This is a genomic window from Collinsella sp. LCP19S3_B7 (genome assembly GCF_052121795.1).
GTDB lineage: Bacteria > Actinomycetota > Coriobacteriia > Coriobacteriales > Coriobacteriaceae > Collinsella.
This window is the reverse complement of the sequence record NZ_JBQKDO010000010.1, coordinates 1-21641: the sequence shown is the minus strand read 5'-3', so window position 1 is coordinate 21641 and position 21641 is coordinate 1. Positions and strand designations below refer to the sequence as shown.

At 61.1% G+C, this 21641-nt stretch carries 21 protein-coding genes; all 21 read left to right on the top strand.

Annotated elements, in window-relative coordinates:
* The first annotated feature begins 50 nt into the window (after positions 1 to 50).
* A complete protein-coding gene (gene mihF, locus ACTQW0_RS05570) occupies positions 51 to 359 on the top strand; it encodes an integration host factor, actinobacterial type (protein ID WP_006236130.1) in 309 nt (102 codons plus the stop codon).
* A complete protein-coding gene (gene gmk, locus ACTQW0_RS05565; protein ID WP_370450596.1) occupies positions 360 to 929 on the top strand; it encodes a guanylate kinase in 570 nt (189 codons plus the stop codon).
* 5 nt (positions 930 to 934) lie between these two features.
* Positions 935 to 1216, top strand: coding sequence for a DNA-directed RNA polymerase subunit omega (locus ACTQW0_RS05560; protein ID WP_370450597.1), 282 nt, complete (start codon positions 935 to 937; stop codon positions 1214 to 1216).
* Positions 1217 to 2461, top strand: coding sequence for a tRNA uracil 4-sulfurtransferase ThiI (gene thiI, locus ACTQW0_RS05555; RefSeq protein WP_441567264.1), 1245 nt, complete (start codon positions 1217 to 1219; stop codon positions 2459 to 2461).
* A 214-nt stretch (positions 2462 to 2675) separates the two neighbouring features.
* Positions 2676 to 3386, top strand: coding sequence for a helix-hairpin-helix domain-containing protein (locus tag ACTQW0_RS05550; protein WP_441567262.1), 711 nt, complete (start codon positions 2676 to 2678; stop codon positions 3384 to 3386).
* Positions 3383 to 5686 carry a DNA internalization-related competence protein ComEC/Rec2 gene (locus tag ACTQW0_RS05545; RefSeq protein ID WP_441567260.1) on the top strand — a complete coding sequence of 768 codons (2304 nt, stop codon included), beginning with the start codon at positions 3383 to 3385 and terminating at the stop codon, positions 5684 to 5686. Before ACTQW0_RS05550 ends, ACTQW0_RS05545 begins: the two co-directional genes overlap by 4 nt.
* A gap of 78 nt (positions 5687 to 5764) precedes the next feature.
* On the top strand, positions 5765 to 6727 hold the full coding sequence (holA, locus tag ACTQW0_RS05540) for a DNA polymerase III subunit delta (RefSeq protein ID WP_441567258.1): 963 nt from the start codon (positions 5765 to 5767) through the stop codon (positions 6725 to 6727).
* 133 nt (positions 6728 to 6860) lie between these two features.
* The gene (rpsT, locus tag ACTQW0_RS05535; protein ID WP_022094714.1) at positions 6861 to 7127 is read left to right on the top strand and encodes a 30S ribosomal protein S20; all 267 of its coding nucleotides are present in this window, start codon (positions 6861 to 6863) and stop codon (positions 7125 to 7127) included.
* A 96-nt stretch (positions 7128 to 7223) separates the two neighbouring features.
* Positions 7224 to 9035 carry a translation elongation factor 4 gene (gene lepA / locus ACTQW0_RS05530; RefSeq protein ID WP_154516289.1) on the top strand — a complete coding sequence of 604 codons (1812 nt, stop codon included), beginning with the start codon at positions 7224 to 7226 and terminating at the stop codon, positions 9033 to 9035.
* Positions 9036 to 9039: 4 nt separating this feature from the next.
* Positions 9040 to 10083 carry a tRNA dihydrouridine synthase DusB gene (gene dusB, locus ACTQW0_RS05525; protein ID WP_427717514.1) on the top strand — a complete coding sequence of 348 codons (1044 nt, stop codon included), beginning with the start codon at positions 9040 to 9042 and terminating at the stop codon, positions 10081 to 10083.
* A 2-nt stretch (positions 10084 to 10085) separates the two neighbouring features.
* A complete protein-coding gene (gene hemW / locus ACTQW0_RS05520) occupies positions 10086 to 11318 on the top strand; it encodes a radical SAM family heme chaperone HemW (protein WP_441567256.1) in 1233 nt (410 codons plus the stop codon).
* A gap of 58 nt (positions 11319 to 11376) precedes the next feature.
* The gene (locus ACTQW0_RS05515) at positions 11377 to 12480 is read left to right on the top strand and encodes a DnaJ domain-containing protein (protein ID WP_427717509.1); all 1104 of its coding nucleotides are present in this window, start codon (positions 11377 to 11379) and stop codon (positions 12478 to 12480) included.
* Between the two features lie 81 nt (positions 12481 to 12561).
* The gene (gene dnaJ / locus ACTQW0_RS05510) at positions 12562 to 13710 is read left to right on the top strand and encodes a molecular chaperone DnaJ (RefSeq protein WP_441041560.1); all 1149 of its coding nucleotides are present in this window, start codon (positions 12562 to 12564) and stop codon (positions 13708 to 13710) included.
* Between the two features lie 9 nt (positions 13711 to 13719).
* Positions 13720 to 15012, top strand: a complete 1293-nt coding sequence (locus tag ACTQW0_RS05505) for a MiaB/RimO family radical SAM methylthiotransferase (RefSeq protein WP_441056766.1) — start codon at positions 13720 to 13722, stop codon at positions 15010 to 15012.
* Positions 14993 to 15979, top strand: a complete 987-nt coding sequence (locus ACTQW0_RS05500; RefSeq protein WP_441567254.1) for a PhoH family protein — start codon at positions 14993 to 14995, stop codon at positions 15977 to 15979. The genes ACTQW0_RS05505 and ACTQW0_RS05500 overlap by 20 nt, the downstream gene beginning before the upstream one ends.
* Entirely contained in the window at positions 15976 to 16485 is a 510-nt protein-coding gene (gene ybeY / locus ACTQW0_RS05495; protein WP_427717500.1) for an rRNA maturation RNase YbeY, read from the top strand. Before ACTQW0_RS05500 ends, ybeY begins: the two co-directional genes overlap by 4 nt.
* Before the next feature lie 9 nt (positions 16486 to 16494).
* Entirely contained in the window at positions 16495 to 16872 is a 378-nt protein-coding gene (locus ACTQW0_RS05490) for a diacylglycerol kinase family protein (RefSeq protein WP_427726826.1), read from the top strand.
* Positions 16873 to 16884: 12 nt separating this feature from the next.
* Positions 16885 to 17958, top strand: a complete 1074-nt coding sequence (gene era, locus ACTQW0_RS05485; protein ID WP_441567252.1) for a GTPase Era — start codon at positions 16885 to 16887, stop codon at positions 17956 to 17958.
* A gap of 15 nt (positions 17959 to 17973) precedes the next feature.
* The gene (gene recO, locus ACTQW0_RS05480) at positions 17974 to 18723 is read left to right on the top strand and encodes a DNA repair protein RecO (RefSeq protein ID WP_154516310.1); all 750 of its coding nucleotides are present in this window, start codon (positions 17974 to 17976) and stop codon (positions 18721 to 18723) included.
* Between the two features lie 138 nt (positions 18724 to 18861).
* A complete protein-coding gene (gene rpsO / locus ACTQW0_RS05475; protein WP_154516313.1) occupies positions 18862 to 19140 on the top strand; it encodes a 30S ribosomal protein S15 in 279 nt (92 codons plus the stop codon).
* Between the two features lie 150 nt (positions 19141 to 19290).
* Entirely contained in the window at positions 19291 to 21537 is a 2247-nt protein-coding gene (locus tag ACTQW0_RS05470; protein WP_441567250.1) for a polyribonucleotide nucleotidyltransferase, read from the top strand.
* Positions 21538 to 21641 lie beyond the last annotated feature (104 nt).

Below are 21641 nucleotides of genomic sequence, written 5' to 3'. Positions count from 1 at the left end.
TAAAATGTCAATTATTGCATCAGATATAACCCAACTATTTGGAGGTTCGAATGGCACTCCCTCAGCTTACCGACGAGCAGCGTAAGCAGGCTCTTGAGAAGGCTGCCGCCGCACGTCACGCCCGCGCTGAGCTTCGCGAGCAGATCAAGAAGGGCGAGAAGTCTCTCGAGTCCGTGCTCAACTCCGATGACCCCATCGCTTCCCGCATGAAGGTTTCCACCCTCATCGAGTCTCTGCCCGGTTATGGCAAGGCCAAGGCCGCCAAGATCATGGAGGAGCTCGGCATCTCCGCTACCCGTCGCGTCCAGGGCCTCGGCGTCCGTCAGCGCGAGCAGCTCCTCGAGCAGCTGACCAAATAAGTGAGCGCTCAGGATTCAAAGCTCTTTGTGATTTCTGGACCGTCAGGTGCAGGTAAGGGCACGCTCGTCACTCGTGTGCGCGAGCGCCGCTCGAACCTGGGCCTGACGGTTTCGGCTACCACGCGAGCGCCACGTAAAGGTGAGGTCGACGGCGTCAACTACTTTTTCCTGACGCGCGAGGAGTTCGACCGCCGCGTGGCAAACGGTGAGTTTGTTGAATGGGCCGAGGTCCACGGTAACTGCTACGGTACGTTGGTGAGCGAGGTCGCATCCAAGCTCGCCTCTGGCTCGTCTCTGATTTTGGAGATTGATGTCCAGGGTGCCCTGCAGGTCAAGGAGCGTTTCCCCGAGGCCGTGTTGATCTTTATCAAGCCGCCTTCGCTTGAGGTGTTACGCGATCGCCTGGTCGGTCGCGGTACCGAGACGCCCGAGACGATCGAGCTGCGTATGGCAAACGCCGCCGATGAACTTGCCCTTGCCGACCGCTACGACGACGTCGTGGTGAATGACGATCTCGACCGCGCGACCGATGAGCTCGTTCGCGTTCTCGATATGCATGAAAGGATCTGAGGTCCGTGTCCGTTGTAAAGCCTTGTATTGACGATCTTCTGGAGAAGACCGATCACAACCGCTTCCTGCTCGCCTCGCTTGCCTCCAAGCGCGCCTGCGACATTAACAGCATGCTGCGCGGCCAGCACAACCGCGTGCTTGCCGTTCAGGATGTCGATGACATTACCATTGGCCTCTCCGGCGCCGATACCATCTCGATGGCTATGGACGAGATTGTCGACGGCGATATCTCCTATGACGAGGCTCGTTACAAGAAGGCGCTCGGCCATAAGGTTGCTGAAGCCTAAATGGCAGCTCGCGTCTGCCTGGTCCACTATCACGAGGTTGGACTGAAGGGCAAGAACCGCGCACATTTTGAGCATATCCTCATGGATAACATCAAGGCGGCCTTGGCCGCCTTTTCCGTGAATGCCGTGTCTCGAATTTCCGGTTATATCCTCGTGACCTTTAACGAGCATCAGGCCGACGAGGCGGCGCGTGTCATTCGCACCGTCCCCGGCGTTGCCCGCGTGTCCCTGGCATATCACACCAACCGCGACCCGCAGGAGTACTGCGCCGCCGCCGTGAAGGCGCTGCGCGAGTTTGGTCCCTTCGATTCGTTTAAGGTGCATGCCAAACGCTCTAACACCGACTACGAGCTCACCTCGATTGATATCAATCGTCAGGTTGGCGAGGTGCTGTGCGAGGCCTTCCCCGATAAAAAGGTCCAGATGCACGACCCCGACGCGATGGTGCACGTACTGGTGGTCCAGGGTAGCGTTTACGTGTATGCGCGCTCCGAGCGCGGCGTGGGCGGTCTGCCGGTGGGTTCCGCCGGCAAGGTTGTGACGCTTCTGTCGTCGGGCATCGATTCTCCGGTGGCGACCTGGATGCTCGCGCGTCGCGGCGCGGTGTGCGTGCCGGTACATTTCTCCGGTCGTCCGCAGACACCCGATACGAGCGAGTATTTGGTGCAGGACATTATCCGTGCGCTTGCGCCGGGCGTCCAGATCGGCCGCCTGTACGTGGTGCCGTTTGGCGATTGCCAGCGTGAGATTTCCGTCACCTGCCCCAGCAACCTGCGCGTGATCATGTATCGCCGCATTATGTATTCGGTTGCCGAGCGTATTGCGCATATCGAGGGCGCCAAGGCTGTCGTGACCGGTGAATCGCTCGGTCAGGTTGCCTCCCAGACGCTCGAGAACATTATGGCCGTCAACGAGGCCGTCAAGATCCCCGTGTTCCGCCCGCTGATCGGTTCGGACAAGCAGGAGATCATCGCGCGTGCCGAGGAAATCGGTACCTTCGATATCTCGACCGAGGCTGCTCCCGATTGCTGCACGCTCTTTATGCCGCGCCGCCCCGAGACGCACGCAAAACTCGATGCCGTGCATGAGGCGTGGGAGCTGTTCGATCACGAGGAGATGATTGAGCGCTTGCTCAAACAGACCGAGTACATCGACTTCGAGAGCAACACGTACAAGGCCCCTAAGACTTTAAAACGTAAACATCCTCAGCTTGCTCCACGTGAGATTTACCAAGATCACGAATAATGTTGTGTATAGACCGGCGGTGCATTTGCATCGTCGGTCTTAATCTACCTGGGCATTAGGCGATAAACGGTTCATTTGTCGACTTGTATCTGAATAAATGGACACTATCCTGCAAGGTTTTGGTCAGCTTTTGGTTTGACTTCGATAACCGGTGTGGGCGTGCGGAGGCTACGGCGCTCGTTTCCTGACACGATGGTGTTGGGAGGTGTTTGCTATGGCGCAACGCGAGCAACACGAACGGGTTAAACGGATGGACCGCTGGGCAGAAAAGCTGCTCGGCCATAAGGCGATGGTCGTGGCGATTCTGATTGTCATTGCCGCCGCGAGCGGCTTGGCGATGGCAAGTTTTGGTAGCCGCTCCAGCGGCGTGTCGTTTGAGCGTAGTGATGAGGCGGGCGCCTCGGATGTGCGCGGGGCCGGGGATGGGTTACCTGATGATGCCGATGAGTCGTCTGCCAAGAGTTCTTCTGCTGCTGAGGTGTACGTCGATGTCGATGGCGCCGTTGCGAGGCCTGGCGTGTACCGGCTCAAAGACGGAGCGCGGGTGTCCCAAGCGATCGATGCCGCCGGAGGGCTTACGGCTGAGGCGGATGTGACAGGGCTTAATCGTGCGTCCAAGATCACAGATGGTCAAAAGATCTATGTTCCGATGGTGGGGGAGCAACAAGCGGCTGCGGCGGTCGGCGGGGTCGAAAGCGGTGCTGCCATGACTGCTGGTGCGGGGTCTTCGTCGGGGCTTGTGAATATCAATACGGCAAGTGCGGCGGAACTGCAGACGCTTTCGGGCATCGGGCCTTCTATGGCCCAGTCGATTATCGATGAGCGGACTCAAAACGGGGCCTTTGCCTCGGTCGATGACCTCATGCGCGTATCGGGGATCGGTGAGAAAAAGCTCGCCAAAATTAAAGATTGCATCTGCGTATGAGTGTGTCCGAGCGCGAGCATGTGATGCCGCCGCGGCCCCTGATGCCGTGGACGATGGCCCTTTGTTCTGGCTTGTGTGCGAGCTGCGGCCTGGTACTTAACGTGGCAGCCGATTTGCTGCTGGGAGAGCGGGCAGCGCCCGTCACATTGCTTATGGCCATTCCCGTTGCGTCTGCCGCGTGCATCGTATTGGCTCGGTTTTGTATGCGTCTTGTGCGGTGGAGGCGATGGCTGTATGCCGCGGCCCTCGGCCTCCTGGCGGGAGCGGTCGTGTCCGCGGGTTGGGCGATAGGGGCGCTGCGTGCTTCGACGGCACTGGATAATCGAGCTGCGAGCAGTCTTGAGTTTGTTGTACAGGGCGACCCATCCATCAATGACGGGACGTACTCCTATACCTGTGATTCATATGCGGGTGGAAAGCGCTTGGGCGAGATACGGCTGTCGTGTGATCGTGAGCTCGGCGCCGGTTCGCATGTGCAAGCTATCGGTCGAATGTCGCGTTTTGAGAATGATGCGTATGGGCGCTCACGCGTGCTTCGGGGCGAGCTTCGAAAAGTTAAGGTCATCCGGTTGGTATCGGTTGACGAGGGCTTTCCGGGGCCGTTGCCCTGGCTGCGAAACGAGCTCCTTGCCACTATCGCGCCCGAGACCGATCCGGCGCGCTCGCTCATTGCCGGCGTTGTCTGCGGACGCTCCTCCGAGCTGCGTGCTCAGCCGGCGGGCGATTTGTTTTCGGTAACGGGCACCGCACATCTTATCGCCGTCTCGGGCAGCCATCTTGCCATCGTTGGGTTTGTGATTGAGAGCGCCCTGCAAAAGACTCGCCTCTCTCGTGGGCTGCAGAGGGGGCTGTTGGTGCTGGCCCTCGCTGCCTATGCCGTCTTTACGGGCGCTTCGCCCTCGGCCGTGCGCGCGTGCTGTATGGTGGCGGTGACGCTTGTCGTCAACGGCGCCGGACGTCGTCGGCATGGCCTTTCGGCTCTATTTTTGACCATGACAATCTTTATGTTGCTGCGGCCGACAGTATTGTTCGAGATGGGTTTTCAGCTATCGTGCGCCAGTGTTTTTGCCATCCTTTGTTTTTGCCCCTACGCTACCTACGCCTTGGGCGAGCTGGGCGTGCCATCGGGGGTTGCCAGTATTTTGTCCGTCACGCTGTGCTCGCAGCTCGCGACACTTCCCGTAACCATTCCCGCATTTGGGATGTTTTCGCTCATTGCCCCGCTTGCCAATGCCGTGATCGGTCCGGTGATAAGCGTGCTGCTCGCATCTTCGGTTGTGCTGGTGCCTTGCTCGCTTGTGCCGCTCTTGCGGCACGGGGCGCTTGTGGTGCCCATGGCTATCGCTCGCTGTGCCCTGTTCTTTGAGCAGCTCTTTGCTGCCGTTCCGGGCGCATCCGTAAGCGTGCCGCCCGATACGCCCTTGGTATACGTGGTGCCTTTTTCGCTGGTGGTCCTCTTGGTCTTGTGGCCACGCCCCAGCGCGCGGCCCATGGCAGTGGGGCTGCTGTGTTTGATGCTTGCGGCGGGCGTTCCGTATGTCTATTGGGATCGATGTGCGCCGCCTTCGGTGACAGTCCTTGATGTTGGCCAGGCCGATGCGATTCTGGTTCGTCAGGGTGGCGCCGTGGCGCTCGTCGACTGTGGGCTCGACGCGCGCGTGGTGTCGGCGTTGGTTCGCAATAACGTCCACCATATCGACGCCGTCTTCGTGACGCATTGGGATGAAGACCATTGGGGCGGTCTTCCCGACGTACTCGATCGGTTTTCGGTGGGAACCATTGCGGTTGCGGCGGATGCGCTGGGCAGCGCGCCTGCTGAGGTCCTGAATCGCCCAAGCGTCACGTATCGGCAGGTGGCTCGCGGAGACACAGTCGATATCGGCGCATTTCGGGCTCGTGTGATGTGGCCGTTTGATACGGTTGACGGTGAGGGCAATGAGGACTCGCTTGTCTTGCTGCTCTCCTATGCTCAGGAAGGCAAAAGCCTGCGTATGCTCCTCACTGGTGATGCCGAGCTCGATCAGGAGCGCGAGTTTGTACAGGAGGTGGGTGATATCGATGTGCTCAAGCTGGGCCATCACGGCTCAAAAGATTCTGTCGATACAGACCTGCTGGAAACCCTTAAGCCCGAGCTCTCTATTGCGAGCGCGGGCGAGGGCAACCGCTACGGCCATCCATCCGATGCCTGCATCGATGCCGTTAGCGATGCGGGCGGCGCGTTCGCATGCACTATCGAGAGAGGCGACATTACCGTCTCGCCGACTGCGGCCGGTTTTGCCATGCGATGTCAGCGACCGTGATGCTGCCGTTGGCGCGGGACCAACCCGTGGGATAGAATGGCACGGTACGAACAGGAGAGCCTGCGGGAGGGGAGCGCGATGTCTGAAACCGGTCTGCTGCCGGCATATCTGATCGTCGGTACCGACGGAGTCAAGCGCGACCACGCCGTCTCGCGTATGAAAGCACGTCTGGATAAGTCGGGTATGGTCGAGTTCAACCTCGACGAGCGCGACATGACCAAGGACCCCGATATCGAGTCCATTATCGGATCGCTCAACACTTTTCCCATGGGCAGCGAGTTTCGCTTGGTAATCCTTGACGGCTGCTCAAAGCTCGCCAAGGCGGTCTCGGAGCCGCTTGTCGAGTATTTAGCGAGTCCAAGCCCCACAACGGTCTGTCTCATCATCGCCGATTCGCTTGCCAAGAACACGCGCCTGTATAAAGCGATCGCCAAGATCGACAAGAAGGCCGTGATCGATTGCTCCGGCACCAAGCGCTGGGAGCTACCGCGCCGCGTGCAGCAGATGGCGACGCAGCACGGCAAGTCGATCTCGACGGCGGCCGCCGAGGAACTCGTCTCGCGTTCGGGTGAAAACACTCGCATGCTCGATAACGACTTGGCCAAGCTTGCCCAGATGGTCGATGCGCCGCAAATTGAGCTTGCCGATGTGGAACGCTGGATCGTGCGCACGGCCGAAGTTCAGCCCTGGGATTTTCTCAACGCGGTCTCGGCTCGTGATATGCGCCGCTCGCTTGAGCTCTTTGGGCTGCTACCCGCCAAGAGCTATGTGTGGACCTACACGCTGCTGTGCGGACGCATTCGCGAGCTTATCGTCGCCAAGGCGCTCGATGCGCGTGGGCAGGGTCGCGAGCTTGCCGCGACGCTCAAGCTTCAACCCTGGCAGGTTAAGAATCACCTGACCTGGGCACGCCGCTTTTCGATGGCGGAGCTCGTCGCGGCGCTCGAGGGCGCGGTCGATGTTGAGCTCGCTCTTAAGGGTTCGGCCGATTCTCAGAACGCGCTTTTGCTCTGGATTACGAACATCTTGAGAAAATCGTGATGATAGCTGTCTATTTGACAAATTCGTTCTATCCCTTTGAGGGGGAGCGTGCTATAGTAGGCGCTTGCATGACCTCACCGTGTCTCAGAGGTGTCATACATTTTTTGCAAGGAACTCGAAAGGAACTCCAGAAGTGGCAAACATCAAGTCTCAGAAGAAGCGTATCCGCACCAATGAGGCAGCTCGCATGCGTAACAAGGCTGTCAAGTCCGAGCTCAAGACGCTGACCAAGCATGTCCAGTCCGCCGTCGCCGAGGGCGACGCCGAGAAGGCCCAGGCTGCCCTCAAGACCGTCACCAAGCGTCTCGACATGGCTGCCGCCAAGCATGTTATCCACAAGAACCAGGCTTCCAACCGCAAGTCCGGTCTTGCCAAGCTCGTGAACAGCATCAACGCCTAAGTTGTAAATTTCACACCACACAGATTACGCGCATAAATGGAGCCTGTTTTATGGAACAGGCTCCATTTTTTGTACCGCTCGGGTAAGATAGTCCGCATGAATACTTCAATTGACATTTCCCACATCCGCAACTTCTCGATCGTTGCGCACATCGACCATGGCAAGTCCACGATCAGTGATCGCATCCTCGAGCTCACCCATACCGTCGACGAGCGCGACATGGAATCGCAGCTGCTCGACACCATGGATATCGAGCGCGAGCGCGGCATCACGATCAAGTCCAATGCCGTTCGCGTTTCCTATGACGCCGACGATGGCGAGACGTATCAGTTCAACCTGATCGATACGCCGGGCCACGTGGACTTTACCTATGAGGTCTCGCGTTCGCTTGCCGCTTGCGAGGGTGCGGTGCTCGTCGTCGACGCCACGCAGGGCGTCGAGGCGCAGACCGTCTCCAACGCGACGCTCGCCATGAACGCCAACCTGGATATCGTGCCCGCTATCAACAAGATCGATTTGCCGTCGGCACACCCCGACGAGGTTAAGACCGAGATCGAGGATGACCTGGCGATTCCTGCCGACGATGCCGTGTGCGTATCGGGCAAGACCGGCGAGGGCATCCATGATCTGCTGGAGTCCATCGTCTTTTTGATCTCACCGCCCAAGGGCGATGCGACGGCGCCGCTCAAGGCGCTCATCCTGGATTCGTATTTTGACGAGTACCGCGGCGTCGTCGCCACGGTCCGCGTCTTTGACGGCTCCATCAAGAAGGGCGATACCCTTCGCATGATGCAGGCCGAGGGCGACTTTTTGGTCGATGGCGTGGGCGTCAAGCGTCCCGCCGAGACTCCGGTCGACGCGCTGACGGTCGGTGAGGTGGGCTACGTGGTCACGGGCCTGAAGGACCCTGAGGCCGTTCGCGTGGGCGATACCCTTACGTGGGCGTCGAATCCCTGCCCTGAGCCGCTTCCCGGTTACCGTGAGGCCAAGCCCATGGTCTATACGGGCTTGTTCCCGATCGACAACAAGGATTATGAGAACCTGCGCGACGCTCTCGATAAGCTGCATGTCAACGACCCGTCGTTGGTGTGGGAGCCCGAGACCTCGGTGGCGCTCGGCTTTGGCTTCCGCGTTGGCTTCTTGGGCCTGCTGCATATGGAGGTCGTCAAGGAGCGTCTGGAGCGCGAGTTCAACCTGGACCTCATCGCCACGAGCCCTTCGGTGGACTACCACGTCTACAAGACCGACGGCGAGATGATTGATGTCCGCAGCCCGCAGGATCTGCCCGAGGCTACGCGCATCGAGCGCATTGAGGAGCCCTACCTCAAGGCCAAGATTATCTGCCCGCCCGAGTATACGGGAGCCGTCATGCAGCTCGCTATCGAGCACCGCGGCATTACGACCGACATGATCCACCTCACGAGCAAATCGGTCGAGATGCGCTTCGACATGCCGCTCGCCGAACTCATCCTGGACTTCTTTGACCAGCTCAAGAGCCGCACCAAGGGCTATGCGTCGCTCGATTATGAGTTCAACGAGTATCGTCCCTCCGAGCTCGTCAAGCTCGATATCCTGCTTTCGGGCGACGAGGTGGACGCGCTTTCGTTTATCGTGCACAAGGACAAGGCCTATGGGCTGGCCCGCGGGTTGTGCGACAAGCTTAAGGAAATTATTCCGCGCCAGCTGTTCGAGGTGCCCATTCAGGGTGCCATCGGCAACAAGATCATTGCCCGCTCGACCGTCAAGGCGCGCCGCAAGGACGTTTTGGCCAAGTGCTATGGCGGCGATATCTCGCGTAAGCGCAAGCTGCTCGAGAAGCAGAAAGAGGGCAAGAAGCGCATGAAGGCCATCGGTTCGGTCGAGGTCCCGCAAGAGGCCTTTATGGCGATCCTCAAGGTGGACGAGTAGTTCCATGGCGCTTTCCGAATACAGTACGCGGCTGCTGGGTGCCTATGCCGAGCAGCCGTTCCTTATGGCTCCCATGGCCGGCGTGACCGATCCCGCCTATCGCATCATGTGCCGCCGCCGCGGCGCCAATCTTGCCTATAGCGAGATGGTGAGCGTGGCGGGCCTTGCCTATGCCAGCAATAAGACGTGGCGCCTGGTGCTGCCGGCAGACGAGGAGCGGCAGATCTGCGTGCAGCTCTTTGGCTCCAAGCCCGATCAATTTGCGAGCGCCGTCGCTGCCGTCGAGGAGCGTGTGGGCGATCGCCTGTCGCTGATCGATATCAACATGGCCTGCCCGGCTCGCAAGGTCGTCACCAAAGGGGAGGGTTCGGCGCTCATGCGCACGCCCGAGCTGGCCGAGAAGATCGTCGAGGCGGCGGTGGGCGCGGCGCACGTGCCCGTGACCGTTAAGATCCGCAAAGGCTTTTACGCCGAAGATCGCAATGCCGCGACGTTTGCCCAGATGCTCGAGGGGGCGGGCGCCGCTGCTGTGGCGGTGCATGGTCGCTGTGCCACGCAGCTCTATACGGGTCAGGCCGATTGGTCGGTCGTCGATGAGGTGGCCGATGCCGTCGAGATTCCCGTTATCGGTTCGGGCGACGTGTTCTCGGCCGAGGATGCCGCGGAGCATCTGCGCAACTCGGGTGCCAGCGCGGTGTTTATCGCACGCGGTATCTACGGTAATCCCTGGGTCTTTGGTGATGCTCGCGCCCTTGCGCTCAATGGCGTACCGGTGCCGGTGCGCAGCTCTGTCGAGCGCCTGGACGCCCTGCGCGAGCATCTCACGCTGACGCATGAGCTTCTGCCGCTCATGTCGCGTGCCCGTACGTATGCAAGCTGGTATCTAAAGGGCATGCCCCATGCTGCAGCCTGGCGTGCCCAGGTGGTGCGTTGCTCCACATATGAGGAGTTCATGGCATTGGTCGATGATATCGAGCGCGATGTGGTGGCCTGCGAGGCCGCACTTGCCGCTGGCGAGTCGGTGCCCGCTCATCCGCTGGAGGCCTAACGGTGGCCGTTACCGCGCTGTACGTGCATGTGCCGTTTTGCGCTCAAAAGTGTCGGTACTGCGACTTTGACTCACGCAGTTTTGCTCCGTGCGACCTGAGCGCAGCGCTCGATGCCTATTTTGAGCAGCTGTATGCGCGCCTTGATGCCTTTGGAGACACCGGGGCGCTTGCACAGGTCCGCACCGTCTATGTTGGCGGCGGCACACCGTCGCTGGCGGGAGAGCGTCTGGTGGAGCTTGCCCGGCGTATTTGCATGTGGTGCAAGCCCGTTGAGTTTACCTGCGAGGCTAATCCTGAGTCGCTGACCGCCGAGCTTGCCGCTGCGCTTGCCAAGGTTGGTGTCACACGCGTCTCTCTGGGCGTGCAAACGCTCGATAATGCCGAACTTACCGCCATCGGCCGTATTCACGATGCCGATCGGGCGCTCGCTGCCATCACGACGGTTAAGGACGCTGGGCTCGATGTGTCGTGCGACCTTATGTGCGGCCTTCCCGGGCAGACCGCAGCGAGTTGGAAGCGCACGCTCGATGGCGTGTTGGCAGCGGCGCCGCAACATGTGTCGGTGTACCCCCTCACGCTCGAGGAAGGCACGCCGCTCTACCGCATGGCGTTCTGCGACGAGTCGCTCGAGCCCGACGAGGATTTTCAGGCTGCGTGCATGGAAGCGGCGCGCGATCGTCTGGGCGCGGCCGGCTATCACCCGTATGAGGTGGCAAGCTATGCACTCGACGGACATGAGTGCTCGCATAACATCGCCTATTGGACCGGACGGGGCTATCTGGGCCTGGGTCGCTCTGCCGCGGGCATGCTCGACGCCGAGGATTTCGATCGCTTGGCCGGGCTTTATCCCGACGTGCCCGCTCGCGGCGATGCGTATCGCGTGCGTCTGGTGCAACGCGACGATGCCGCGACGACGTTTGATGCCGAGTATCTGTCACAGCGCGAGGCGGCGGCGGAGGATTTGATGCTCGCCTGCCGCATGACGCGTGGCATTGGGCCCGACCTGTTGGTTCGCTCGGCAAGCGTGATTCCTGCAGGCGAGCTGGCGGCGTCCTGTGACCGTGCGCTCGCGTTGGGCCTTGCCGCCTGGGTACCCCTTGATGTCGAGGGGCATGCGGGGCGCATCACCTCAAAAGATGTTGTAGCAGGTCGCGCCCGCGCCCGTTTAGCGCCCACCCACTTGGGCTGGCTCGATGGAAATATGCTGTTCGAGCTGTTTTGGGGTCTAGCTTAGGCCGCTCGGGTAGAATTACCGCAATATATACGCTGCTGTGAGCAGGAGGTTGCCGCGCATGGCGACGATGAACGAAAAAGATTACTACGAGATCTTGGGTGTCTCCAAGGACGCCACCTCGCGTGATATCCAGAAGGCCTTTCAGCAAAAGGCCCGCAAGCTCCATCCGGACGTCAACAAAGAGCCGGATGCCGAGGAAAAGTTTAAAGAGGTTTCCGAGGCCTATGCCGTGCTTTCGGACGAGCAGAAGCGTGCGCGCTATGATGCCATGCGCTCGGGCAATCCCTTCGCCGGCGCTCCTTCTGCTTCGCCCTATGGCGGCGGCTACGCCGGCAGCGCAGGCTATGGCAATCCCTTTGAGGGCGGCTTTCCCTTTGGTGGCGCCTGGGGCCAGCAGCGTCGCAGCCAGGCTGCCTATAATCCCGAGAACGGCGCCAACGTGGTCGTCGATATTAAGCTCGACGCCAAGGAGGCCAAGGGCGGTGCCCGCAAGACCGTCCGCTATACGCGCTTCGATACCTGTGGTCATTGCGGGGGCTCGGGCTCTGTCTCGTCCGAGCATGCACATACCTGTCCGAGCTGCGGCGGTCGCGGCCACATCGACGTCGACCTGTCCTTCCTGTTTGGTGCCGGCACGTTCCAGTCGGTCTGCCCCGAGTGCGGCGGTTCCGGTAAGGTCGTCGCCGACCCCTGCCCCGATTGCGGTGGCAGCGGGCGGACCCGTGTGACCTCCGAGCAGACGATTGAGTTTCCCGCCGGCACGCATGATGGCGACGAGGTCCATATTGACGGCATGGGTCACGCCGGCACCAACGGTGCCTCGGGCGGCGATTTGGTCGGGCGCGCCCATGTCGAGGCCGAACGCCTGGAGGGCAAAGCTCGTACCGGTTTTTACCTGATGGGCATCGTGGCGCCTTTTTTGGTGCTGTCGGCCATCTCGGGCGTGTTCTCGGCCTTTGCCATGATGTGCTTTGTTCCGTTTGCCATGGGCTTGTTCATGGTGCTCTCGGACGGCGTGCTTCACCGCAGCCTGCTGTGGTGGAAGCGCGGCGCGATGCAGTTTGCCAACGGTTTTGCCAACGGATTTATGTTTGCTCTCGTGTCGGTTTGGTTTGCGAGCTGCTCGCAACGTGCCATGCTTTCGCCCTACGCAATGCAATAACATCAAACCCTTTGTTTGCGGTCGGCCCAGCTTGGGTATAGGACGCACTGTGACAATAATGAAAGTCGGAAGGATTCGGTCGTGTCGGAAAATAGGGATTACTACGAGGTACTTGGCGTCGACAAGGATGCCGACGCGCGGACGATTAAGCGCGCGTTTCTAAAGAAGGCCCGTATCGTACACCCGGACGTTTCGGACGACCCCGATGCCGAGGCCAAGTTCAAAGAGCTCAACGAGGCATATTCCGTTCTTTCCGACGAGCAGAAGCGTGCAAACTACGATCGCTACGGTTCGCCCGACGGCCCCGGTGGCTCCGGCTATGTCGACATTAACGATATCTTTGGCGGCATGGGCATGGACGACCTCTTTTCGTCGTTCTTTGGCGGCGGCGCCGGCGGTGGCGCCCGAAATCGCCGCGAGCGTCGTCGCGGCCGCGATATGGCCATCTCCCTTTCGGTGACCCTTGAGGAGGCGGCGCTCGGTTGCAAAAAGACGATCAGCTATGACCGCCTTGCCCCCTGCGAGGATTGCAATGGCACCGGTAGGGCCGAGGGTGCGGCCGAAAAGCAGTGCAGCCGTTGCCACGGCACGGGCTATGTCACAACGGTCCAGCGCTCGTTCCTGGGTCAGGTTCAGTCCTCTTCGCCCTGCCCCGACTGCCATGGCGAGGGCACGGTCATCGACCATCCCTGCGAGACCTGCGACGGTCAGGGCCGCACGCCTTCGCACGAAAAGATCGACATCGATATCCCCGCCGGCGTCTCGACCGGTCGCCAGCTGCGCGTGAGCGGCTTTGGCGAGGCAGGCCTTCGTGGTGAGCCCTCGGGCGACCTGATCGTCAACGTGCGCGTCGCCGATCACGAGCGTTTTAAACGCAACGGCGACGACCTGTACCTCGTGAGCGATATCTCGATTGCGCAGGCTGCGCTCGGCTGCGAGATTAAGGTTGAGGGCATTTTACCCGACGAGGTCGTCAAGGTGTGCGTCCCCGCCGGTACGCAGTACGGCGACACCGTGAGTGTCAACAACTACGGTATGCCCCGTATCGGCGGTGGCGGCTCGCGTGGACGCTTGATCGTTCAGCTGCGCGTGCTCGTCCCCACGAACCTTTCCGCCAAGCAGCGCGAGCTGCTCGAGGCTTTCGCCGCCGAGTCGGGCGACGATGTCGCTTCCGGCAAGAAATCGGTGACCGATCGCATTAAGAGCGCTCTCGACGACATCCTCGATTAAGGAGCCCGCGTGCTCGCACCTCATATCTCTGTTGTCAACCTCGGCTGCCGTGTCAACCGGGTTGAGTCCGACCGCATCACTGCCGATCTTATGCGCCTGGGTTTTGCAATGGTGGAGCCTCAGGATGCGGAGCTGATCGTCATTAACACCTGTGCCGTTACGGGCGAGGCCGAGGCCAAGACCCGTAAGGCCGTCCGCCATGCGCTGGCTCATCCAAAAGAGCCCTATGTGGTCGTGACCGGGTGCGTTGTCAATTTGCACCCCGAGGAGCTTCTGGAGCTTTCGGACCGCGTGATCGCGGAGCCGTCTAAGATCGATGTCGCCGAACGCGTCTGCGAGGTGCTGGGCGTTGAGTCCGATAGCGTGGCCGCCTGTAGCGACGGCGATGTGGTCGACGCGCTCGGTCGCTCGCGTCTGGGTGTGAAGATCCAGGACGGCTGCAACCATCGTTGCACCTATTGCATTGTGTGGAAGGCCCGCGGCCCCGAGCGCTCCGTGCCGGTCGAGTCTGTGCTCGAACAAGTTCGTGAGGCTCAGGAGGCCGGCGTGCCCGAGGTGGTGCTGACGGGCGTGAACCTGGGCGCCTACGATGGCAAGAGTGCGACCGACGAACACGTCGAGATCGATGAGCTGCTCGAGGCCATCATGGAGCGTACGTCTATTCCGCATGTGCGCATTTCCTCGGTCGAGCCCATGGATATCTCCGAGCCCCTGCTTAAGGTCATGGCGCGCTATCCGCAGCGCATCGCCCCGTTTTTGCACCTGCCCGTGCAGTCTGGCTGCACGGCGACCCTGCATCGCATGGGCCGTCCCTATAGCGCCGAGGCATTTGAGGAGACGGTGCGTATGATTCGTGCCAACTTGCCCCAGGCGTCCCTTTCGTGCGACGTCATCGTCGGTTTTCCCGGCGAGACGAACGAGGAATTTGAGGAGTCGCTGGCGTTGTGCCGTCGCGTGGGCTTTTCGCGCATGCATGTCTTCCGCTATAGCAAGCGTCCCGGTACCCTTGCTGCCGATATGCCCGACCAGGTGCCGCCCGAGGTTATGGCTGAGCGCAGCCGTCGTATGCGAGCCGCGGCGCAGGAACTCGCCATTGCCGACGCCCGCCGTCGCGTGGGCACCGTCGAGCGTGCCGTGCTCGAGTATGGCGACAACCTGACGCTCGGTTCGTTCCATCATGCCCGTCTTGACGATACCTGCGGACTCACAGCCCCGTGCCTGCTCGATGTTGCTATCATCGGAGTCGATGATTCCGGCTTGGTCCATGCACGCAGGGAGGTTCATGGAAGCCTCGAAGATTAGACTTACCGTTCCCGATGGAATTGATCCCTCGCGCGTTTTGGGTGCCGGCGACGGCGTCCTTCGTGCGCTCGAGAGCTTGGTTCGCGTCCACGTGGTCGCCCGTGGCGACCGTATCGCCGTGTGCGGTGACCCGGACGAGGTCGAGCTCGTGGCGCGCTTTTTCGAGCATGCTTTTCGCGAGGCTGCCGCCGGACGGACGCTGTCTGTCGACGATGTCTCTCGCTGCCTGGCCGTCTTGCGCGACGGTGAGTACGGGGCTACGTCGCTTCGCGATGATGTGCTGCTTTCGTATCGCGGTCGTGCCATTCGCCCCAAGACGCTCGGTCAAAAGCGCTATGTGGATGCCATCCGCTCGCATACCATCACGTTTGGCTTGGGTCCTGCCGGTACCGGTAAGACCTATCTGGCCATGGCACTTGCCGTTGCCGCGCTCAAGCGTCACGAGGTGGGCCGTCTGATCTTGACGCGTCCGGTTGTCGAGGCGGGGGAGAACTTGGGCTTTTTGCCCGGTACCCTCGAGGAAAAGATCGATCCCTACATGCGTCCGCTCTACGACGCCCTTTTTGACATGATGGATCGCGAGCGCACCGATGAGCTTATGGAGCGTGGCGTGATCGAGATCGCCCCGCTTGCCTACATGCGCGGTCGTACGCTGAGCGATGCCTTCGTGGTGCTCGACGAGGCTCAAAATACCACGCCCGAGCAGATGAAGATGTTCCTGACGCGCTTGGGCTTTAACTCCAAGTTTGTGATTACCGGTGACCTGAGCCAGCGTGACTTGGTAGGTCGTCGCGGCGGTCTTGCCGACGTTGAGCAGATTTTGGGTCGTGTCGACGATGTCGCGTTTTCGCACCTCGAGCGTGCCGACGTGGTGCGTCACGCCTTGGTGGGGCGAATCGTCGAGGCATATGATGCTTATGATGACGTGCGCGAGAAACGCGTGCGCGACCGAAAGGAGTCCCGTTGAGTGTATTGATCAGCAACGATGCCGAGCTCGATACGCTGCTTGACGCGCAGGAGGTAGAGCACATCTGCGAGGTCGTGCTGGCTGCCGAGGGCGTTGAGCGAAAAGTCGAGATTTCCCTTTCGTATGTCGATGAGGATGAGATGCACGAGCTCAACCACGAGTGGCGCGGTATCGACCGTACCACCGATGTCCTCTCGTTTGAATGCGACTCGGCCTTTGACGAGGATATCCCAGCCGACGAGACGCTCGAGCTCGGCGATATCATCTTGGCCCCGCAGGTCATTGCCCGTCAGGCCCCCGGCTTTGGCAATAGCCCTGCCGATGAGTGCCGCCTGATGCTCGTGCATGGCATGTTGCATTTACTGGGCTACGATCATATCGAGGACGACGAGGCCGAGGTCATGGAGGCCCGCGAGGACGCCATCCTACGCGATCTGGCGCTCGAGCGCGGCGAGGACCCCAAGCTGGTTCACGTCGGCCCCATCACCAACCATGCCCACGACTAGGAGCCGTCTATGATTCCCGGATCGAACAAGGACCATCCGTCCTTTTTAAAGTCGTTCTCCTACGCCATGGAGGGCTTCGTTACCGCCGTCAAGACCGAGCGCAACATTAAGGTCATGCTCGTGGCGGGTGTGTGCACTGTCATTGCCGGCTGCATCGTGGGGCTCGACATTGCCGAGTGGGCTACGATTATCATTTGCTGCGGCCTGGTGATTCACGGCGAGCTGTGCAACACCGCCATGGAGGCGATTGTCGATTTGGCGACCCAGGAGTTCCATCCGCTGGCAAAGCGTGCAAAGGATATCGCCGCCGCCTCCGTATACGTTCTTTCCATCACCGCCGCGATTGTGGGCTTGTTGGTATTTGCCCACGCGCTCGGCTTTATTTAGAAAGGGATTTTCATGTCCGACAATATGCAGCCTATCGATGAAACGCTGGACGACGAGCCCCTGGATGCTGTGGATGCCGAAGCGACTGAGGCTTGCGAGGTCGAGGAGTTCGACCCGTTTGAGGGCATGAGTGACGAGGAGCTCGACGCCCTGTGCGACGAGGACGACAGCCTCGCGGGCTTTGGCGACGTTGAGCCCGGTTTCCGCAGCGGCTTCGTGGCCCTGGTCGGCCGCCCCAACGCCGGTAAGTCCACGCTGCTCAACGCCTGCTATGGCAAAAAGGTCGCCATCACCTCGCCGGTGGCCCAGACGACCCGCCGTCGCATGCGCGCCGTCGTCAATCGCCCCGGCTACCAGCTGGTTTTTGTCGATACCCCGGGTATTCACAAACCCAAGGACGGTCTGGGGTCCGAGCTCAACAAGAGCGCGCTGTTCGAGCTAAACGATGTCGATGTCGTCGCGTTTTTGATTGATGCCACCAAACCGATCGGCAGGGGAGACGCCTGGGTTGCCGAGCGCGTCAGATGCGCCCGTTCCAAGAAGGTCCTGGTGCTCACCAAGGCCGATGAAGCCGATCCCGCACAGGTCATGGAGCAGCTTAAGGCCGCCCACGAGCTCATGGAATATGACGATGAGATCGTGACGTCGTCGGTCAAGAACTTTAACGTCGATGCCTTCATCGAGACCGTTGCGCACTTTTTGCCCGAGGGCCCGCGTTGGTTCCCCGAGGACATGGGTACCGACGCTTCCGACGAGACGCTCGTTGCCGAGTTTGTGCGCGAGAAGGTCTTGCGCCGCACCCGTGATGAGATTCCGCACTCCGTTGGCGTAATCTGCGATGCGCTCGAGCAGACCAAGAAGGTGCTGCGCGTGCATGCCACCATTTACGTCGAGCGCGAGGGCCAAAAGGGCATCATCATCGGTAAGGGCGGCGAGATGATCAAGCATATCGGCATCGACGCCCGTCGCGATCTTGAGCGCATCTTTGGCACGCAGGTCTTTTTGGAGCTGGATGTGAAGGTAAAGGCCGGCTGGCGTGACGACGAGGCCCAGCTTCGCCGTTTTGGCTACAACGCCGAGGACTAAGGGCGCGCGGCGCTCATGGCAGGCTCACGGACATATCGCACAAAGGTACTCGTCCTCGATAAGACCAAGCTCAAGGAGACCGATCTGATCTTGACGATGCTTGATGAGCGGGGTCGGCAGGTCCGTGCCGTGGCAAAGGGCGCGCGCAAACCCGGCGGGCGCCTGGCGGCGCGCTGCGAGCTGTTCTGTACCGTCGATATGCTGCTCGCGCACGGACGGTCGCTCGACGTGGTTTCCCAGGCCGAGCTTATGGAGGCGCCGCTCGGCGCCGCGCCCGATTACGAGACGACCTGCGCCGCAAGCGCGATCGCCGAGGTCGCGCGCGTGTGCTCGTTCGAGGACGCCGAGGACCCGTTTACCTTTGCCATTACGCAGCGAGCACTTGCCCTGGTGGGCAGCAGGCTCGACACGGCACATATGGACCTGCTTGTGGCGGCATATGTCTTTAAGCTGCTGTCGCACGTTGGCTATCGACCCGATTTTTCGGCCTGCGTACTGTGCGGAGACCCCATGCTGTCGTATTTTTCGCCCCAGGCGGGCGGGCTCATGTGCGGGTCGTGCGCGTCGAGCGTTCCGGGTGCCGAGCTGGTGTCGACCGGCGAGGTCGCATGGCTGCGCGCCCTCATGTCCATGACCTTCGATGCGCTCATGGCCGAGAGGGTCGATCCCCATACTGCCGCCTTTTTGCTGGGGCTTTCGCATGTTTGGGCTGCGACGCACACCGATCAGCGTCTTCGCGCGATGGAATTCATGTTGGGTCGGTGATGATGGGCATACGCGGTCCGCTTGTGGTAACATACCGACCTGTTGGTACCTCGACCTTGGATGCTCGCTCCACCGGCGGCTTCCCAGTCCGAGGCGAATAGAGTCGCCCGCGGGCGACGCGAAACGAAAGGTGAAACAATGACTGTTTCCAAAGAGCGCAAGGCGGAGCTGACTGCCCAGTTCGGTAACACCCCGGTCGACACCGGCAACCCCAAGGTTCAGGTCGCCATCCTGACTGAGCGCATCAAGGAGCTGACCGAGCACATGAAGTCCCACCAGAAGGACTTCCACACCCGTCGTGGTCTGCTCATGCTCGTCGGTCGCCGTCGTCGTCTTCTCTCCTACATCAAGAAGAACGACGTCGTCGAGTATCGTGAGCTCATCAAGGCTCTGGGCATCCGCGACAATATCCAGTAAGGATTTGTACATGCTAAGAGCGTCCTGCGCAGCGGGGCGCTCTTTTTGTGTAAGGGCGTGAACAATCACGCTCTGAAGCGTGGCGGGGGCAGGGGGCCCGCGTCACATGAGAAGCCCGCAGGCAAGGGGCCTGCGGGGTAAAGGAGAACAATGACACTCGTATCCAAGACCTTTGAGCTGTACGGCAAGACCTACACCTTTGAGTCGGGCGAGCTTGCCAAGCAGGCCACCGGCGCCTGTCTGGTCAAGCAGGGCGATACCACGATGCTCGACACCGTGGTCGTCTCCAAGGAGCGCAAGAACTACGACTTCTTTCCGCTGACCGTCGACTTCAACGAGAAGATGTACGCTGCCGGCCGTATTCCGGGTGGCTACCTCAAGCGCGAGGGCCGTCCCAGCGAGAAGGCCACGCTCACGGCCCGCATGATCGATCGTCCTATTCGCCCGAGCTTCCCGGACGGCTTCCGCAACGAGGTGCACATCGTCGCCACCTCGCTCGTCGCCGACCAGGTCAACCCCTTCGACGTCATCAACGTCATGGGTGCCTCCCTGGCCATGACGCTCGGCGGCGTGCCCTTCGAGGGCCCGCTTGCGTGCGTGCGCATCGGCCGCAACGTGGAGACCGGCGAGTTTATCGTCAACCCCACCTATGAGGAGCGCGAGAACTCCGATCTGGACCTGGAGCTGGGCGGCTCTGCCGACTTCATCTCGATGGTCGAGGCCGGCGCCGATGAGATCTCCGAGGACGATATGCTCGCCGCCATGAAGTTTGGCCAGGAGGCCCTCGCTGCCTTCTGCCGGGCTCAGGACGAGTTCGTTGCCGAGTGGGAGCAGGTCAACGGCGCTATCGTCAAGAAGGAGTACCCGCTCGACCAGCCCGTCGAGGAGGTCCAGGAGCGCATCTTCGCCCACTACGACGAGATGGCAGCCGCCCTTCGCGACGCCGACAAGCTCTCCCGTATCGGCAAGGTCGAGGCTCTGAAGGAGTCCATCCGTGCCGAGTTCACCGAGGAGGAGCAGGCCGCTTGGGAGCGCGAGATCCCCGTGGCACTCAAGAAGCTCGAGAAGAAGGCCATGCGCACCATGGTCGTCGAGACCGGTGAGCGCGTCGACGGCCGTGCCGCCGATGAGATTCGCCCCATTATGGTGAAGGACAACTACCTGCCGCTCGTTCATGGCTCCGGCCTGTTCCAGCGCGGCCAGACCCAGGTGCTCTCCGTCCTGTCGCTCGGCATGCTCAACGAGGGCCAGCGTCTGGATACCATCGAGCCCACCGAGGGCAAGCGCTACATGCACCACTACAACTTCCCGCCGTTCTGCACCGGCGAGACCGGCCGCATGGGTAGCCCCAAGCGCCGCGAGATCGGCCACGGCAACCTGGCCGAGCGCGCCCTGCTTCCGGTGCTCCCCGACGAGAACGAGTTCCCCTACGCCATCCGCGTGGTCTCCGAGGTCATGGAGTCCAACGGCTCCTCTTCGATGGCTTCGACCTGCGGCTCCACGCTCGCCCTTATGGATGGCGGCGTGCCCATTAAGCGCCCGGTCTCCGGTATCGCCATGGGCCTGATCCAGGAGGAGGGCAAGACCGTGGTCCTGTCCGACATCCAGGGTCTCGAGGACTTCCTGGGCGATATGGACTTTAAGGTCACCGGCACCACCGAGGGCATTACCGCTCTGCAGATGGACAACAAGGCCACCGGCCTTACCTTTGACATCCTGGCCCGCGCCCTGCAGCAGGCCAAGGAGGGTCGCGCCTTCATCCTGCAGAAGATGCTCGATGTGATCCCCGAGCCGCGCCACACCACGCGCAGCACCGCTCCGCGCATCGTCTCCATCCAGGTTCCGACCGACAAGATCCGCGACGTCATCGGTTCCGGCGGTAAGGTCATCCGCGGCATCCAAGACGAGACCGGTGCTTTGGTCGACATCCAGGAGGACGGCACTGTCTTTGTCGGCGGCACCGGCGAGTCCGTCGACCAGGCTGTCGAGCGCATTAAGCTCATCATCAAGGTTCCCGAGCCGGGCGAGGAGTACACCGGTCGCGTGGTTTCCATCCAGCCCTTCGGCGCCTTTGTCAACCTGCTGCCCGGTAAGGACGGCCTGCTGCACATTTCCCGCGTCGCCAAGGGCCGCGTGGAGAAGGTCGAGGATGTCCTCAACGTGGGCGACGAGGTTAAGGTCGTCGTCATCGAGGTCGACGATCGCGGCAAGATCTCGCTCGATCGTCTTGATAAGCCCGAGGCTCCGGCTCGTGCCGAGGGTGCCTCCGAGGACGACGGTGAGCACTTCCAGCGCCGTGAGCGTCCGCGTCGCGAGCGCTCCGAGCGCAGCGACCGTCCGCGTCGTCCCGGCGACAACGGAGGCCGCAAGCCCCGCCGTCACCACGACGCCGAGTAACAGCTACACATAAGCGGCTCAACAAGGGCGACTCTGGACAGGGGTCGCCCTTTTGCTATTCCCGGCGGGGTCCGCGGGTAAAGTTTCCTGCTCTACAGTCCTGC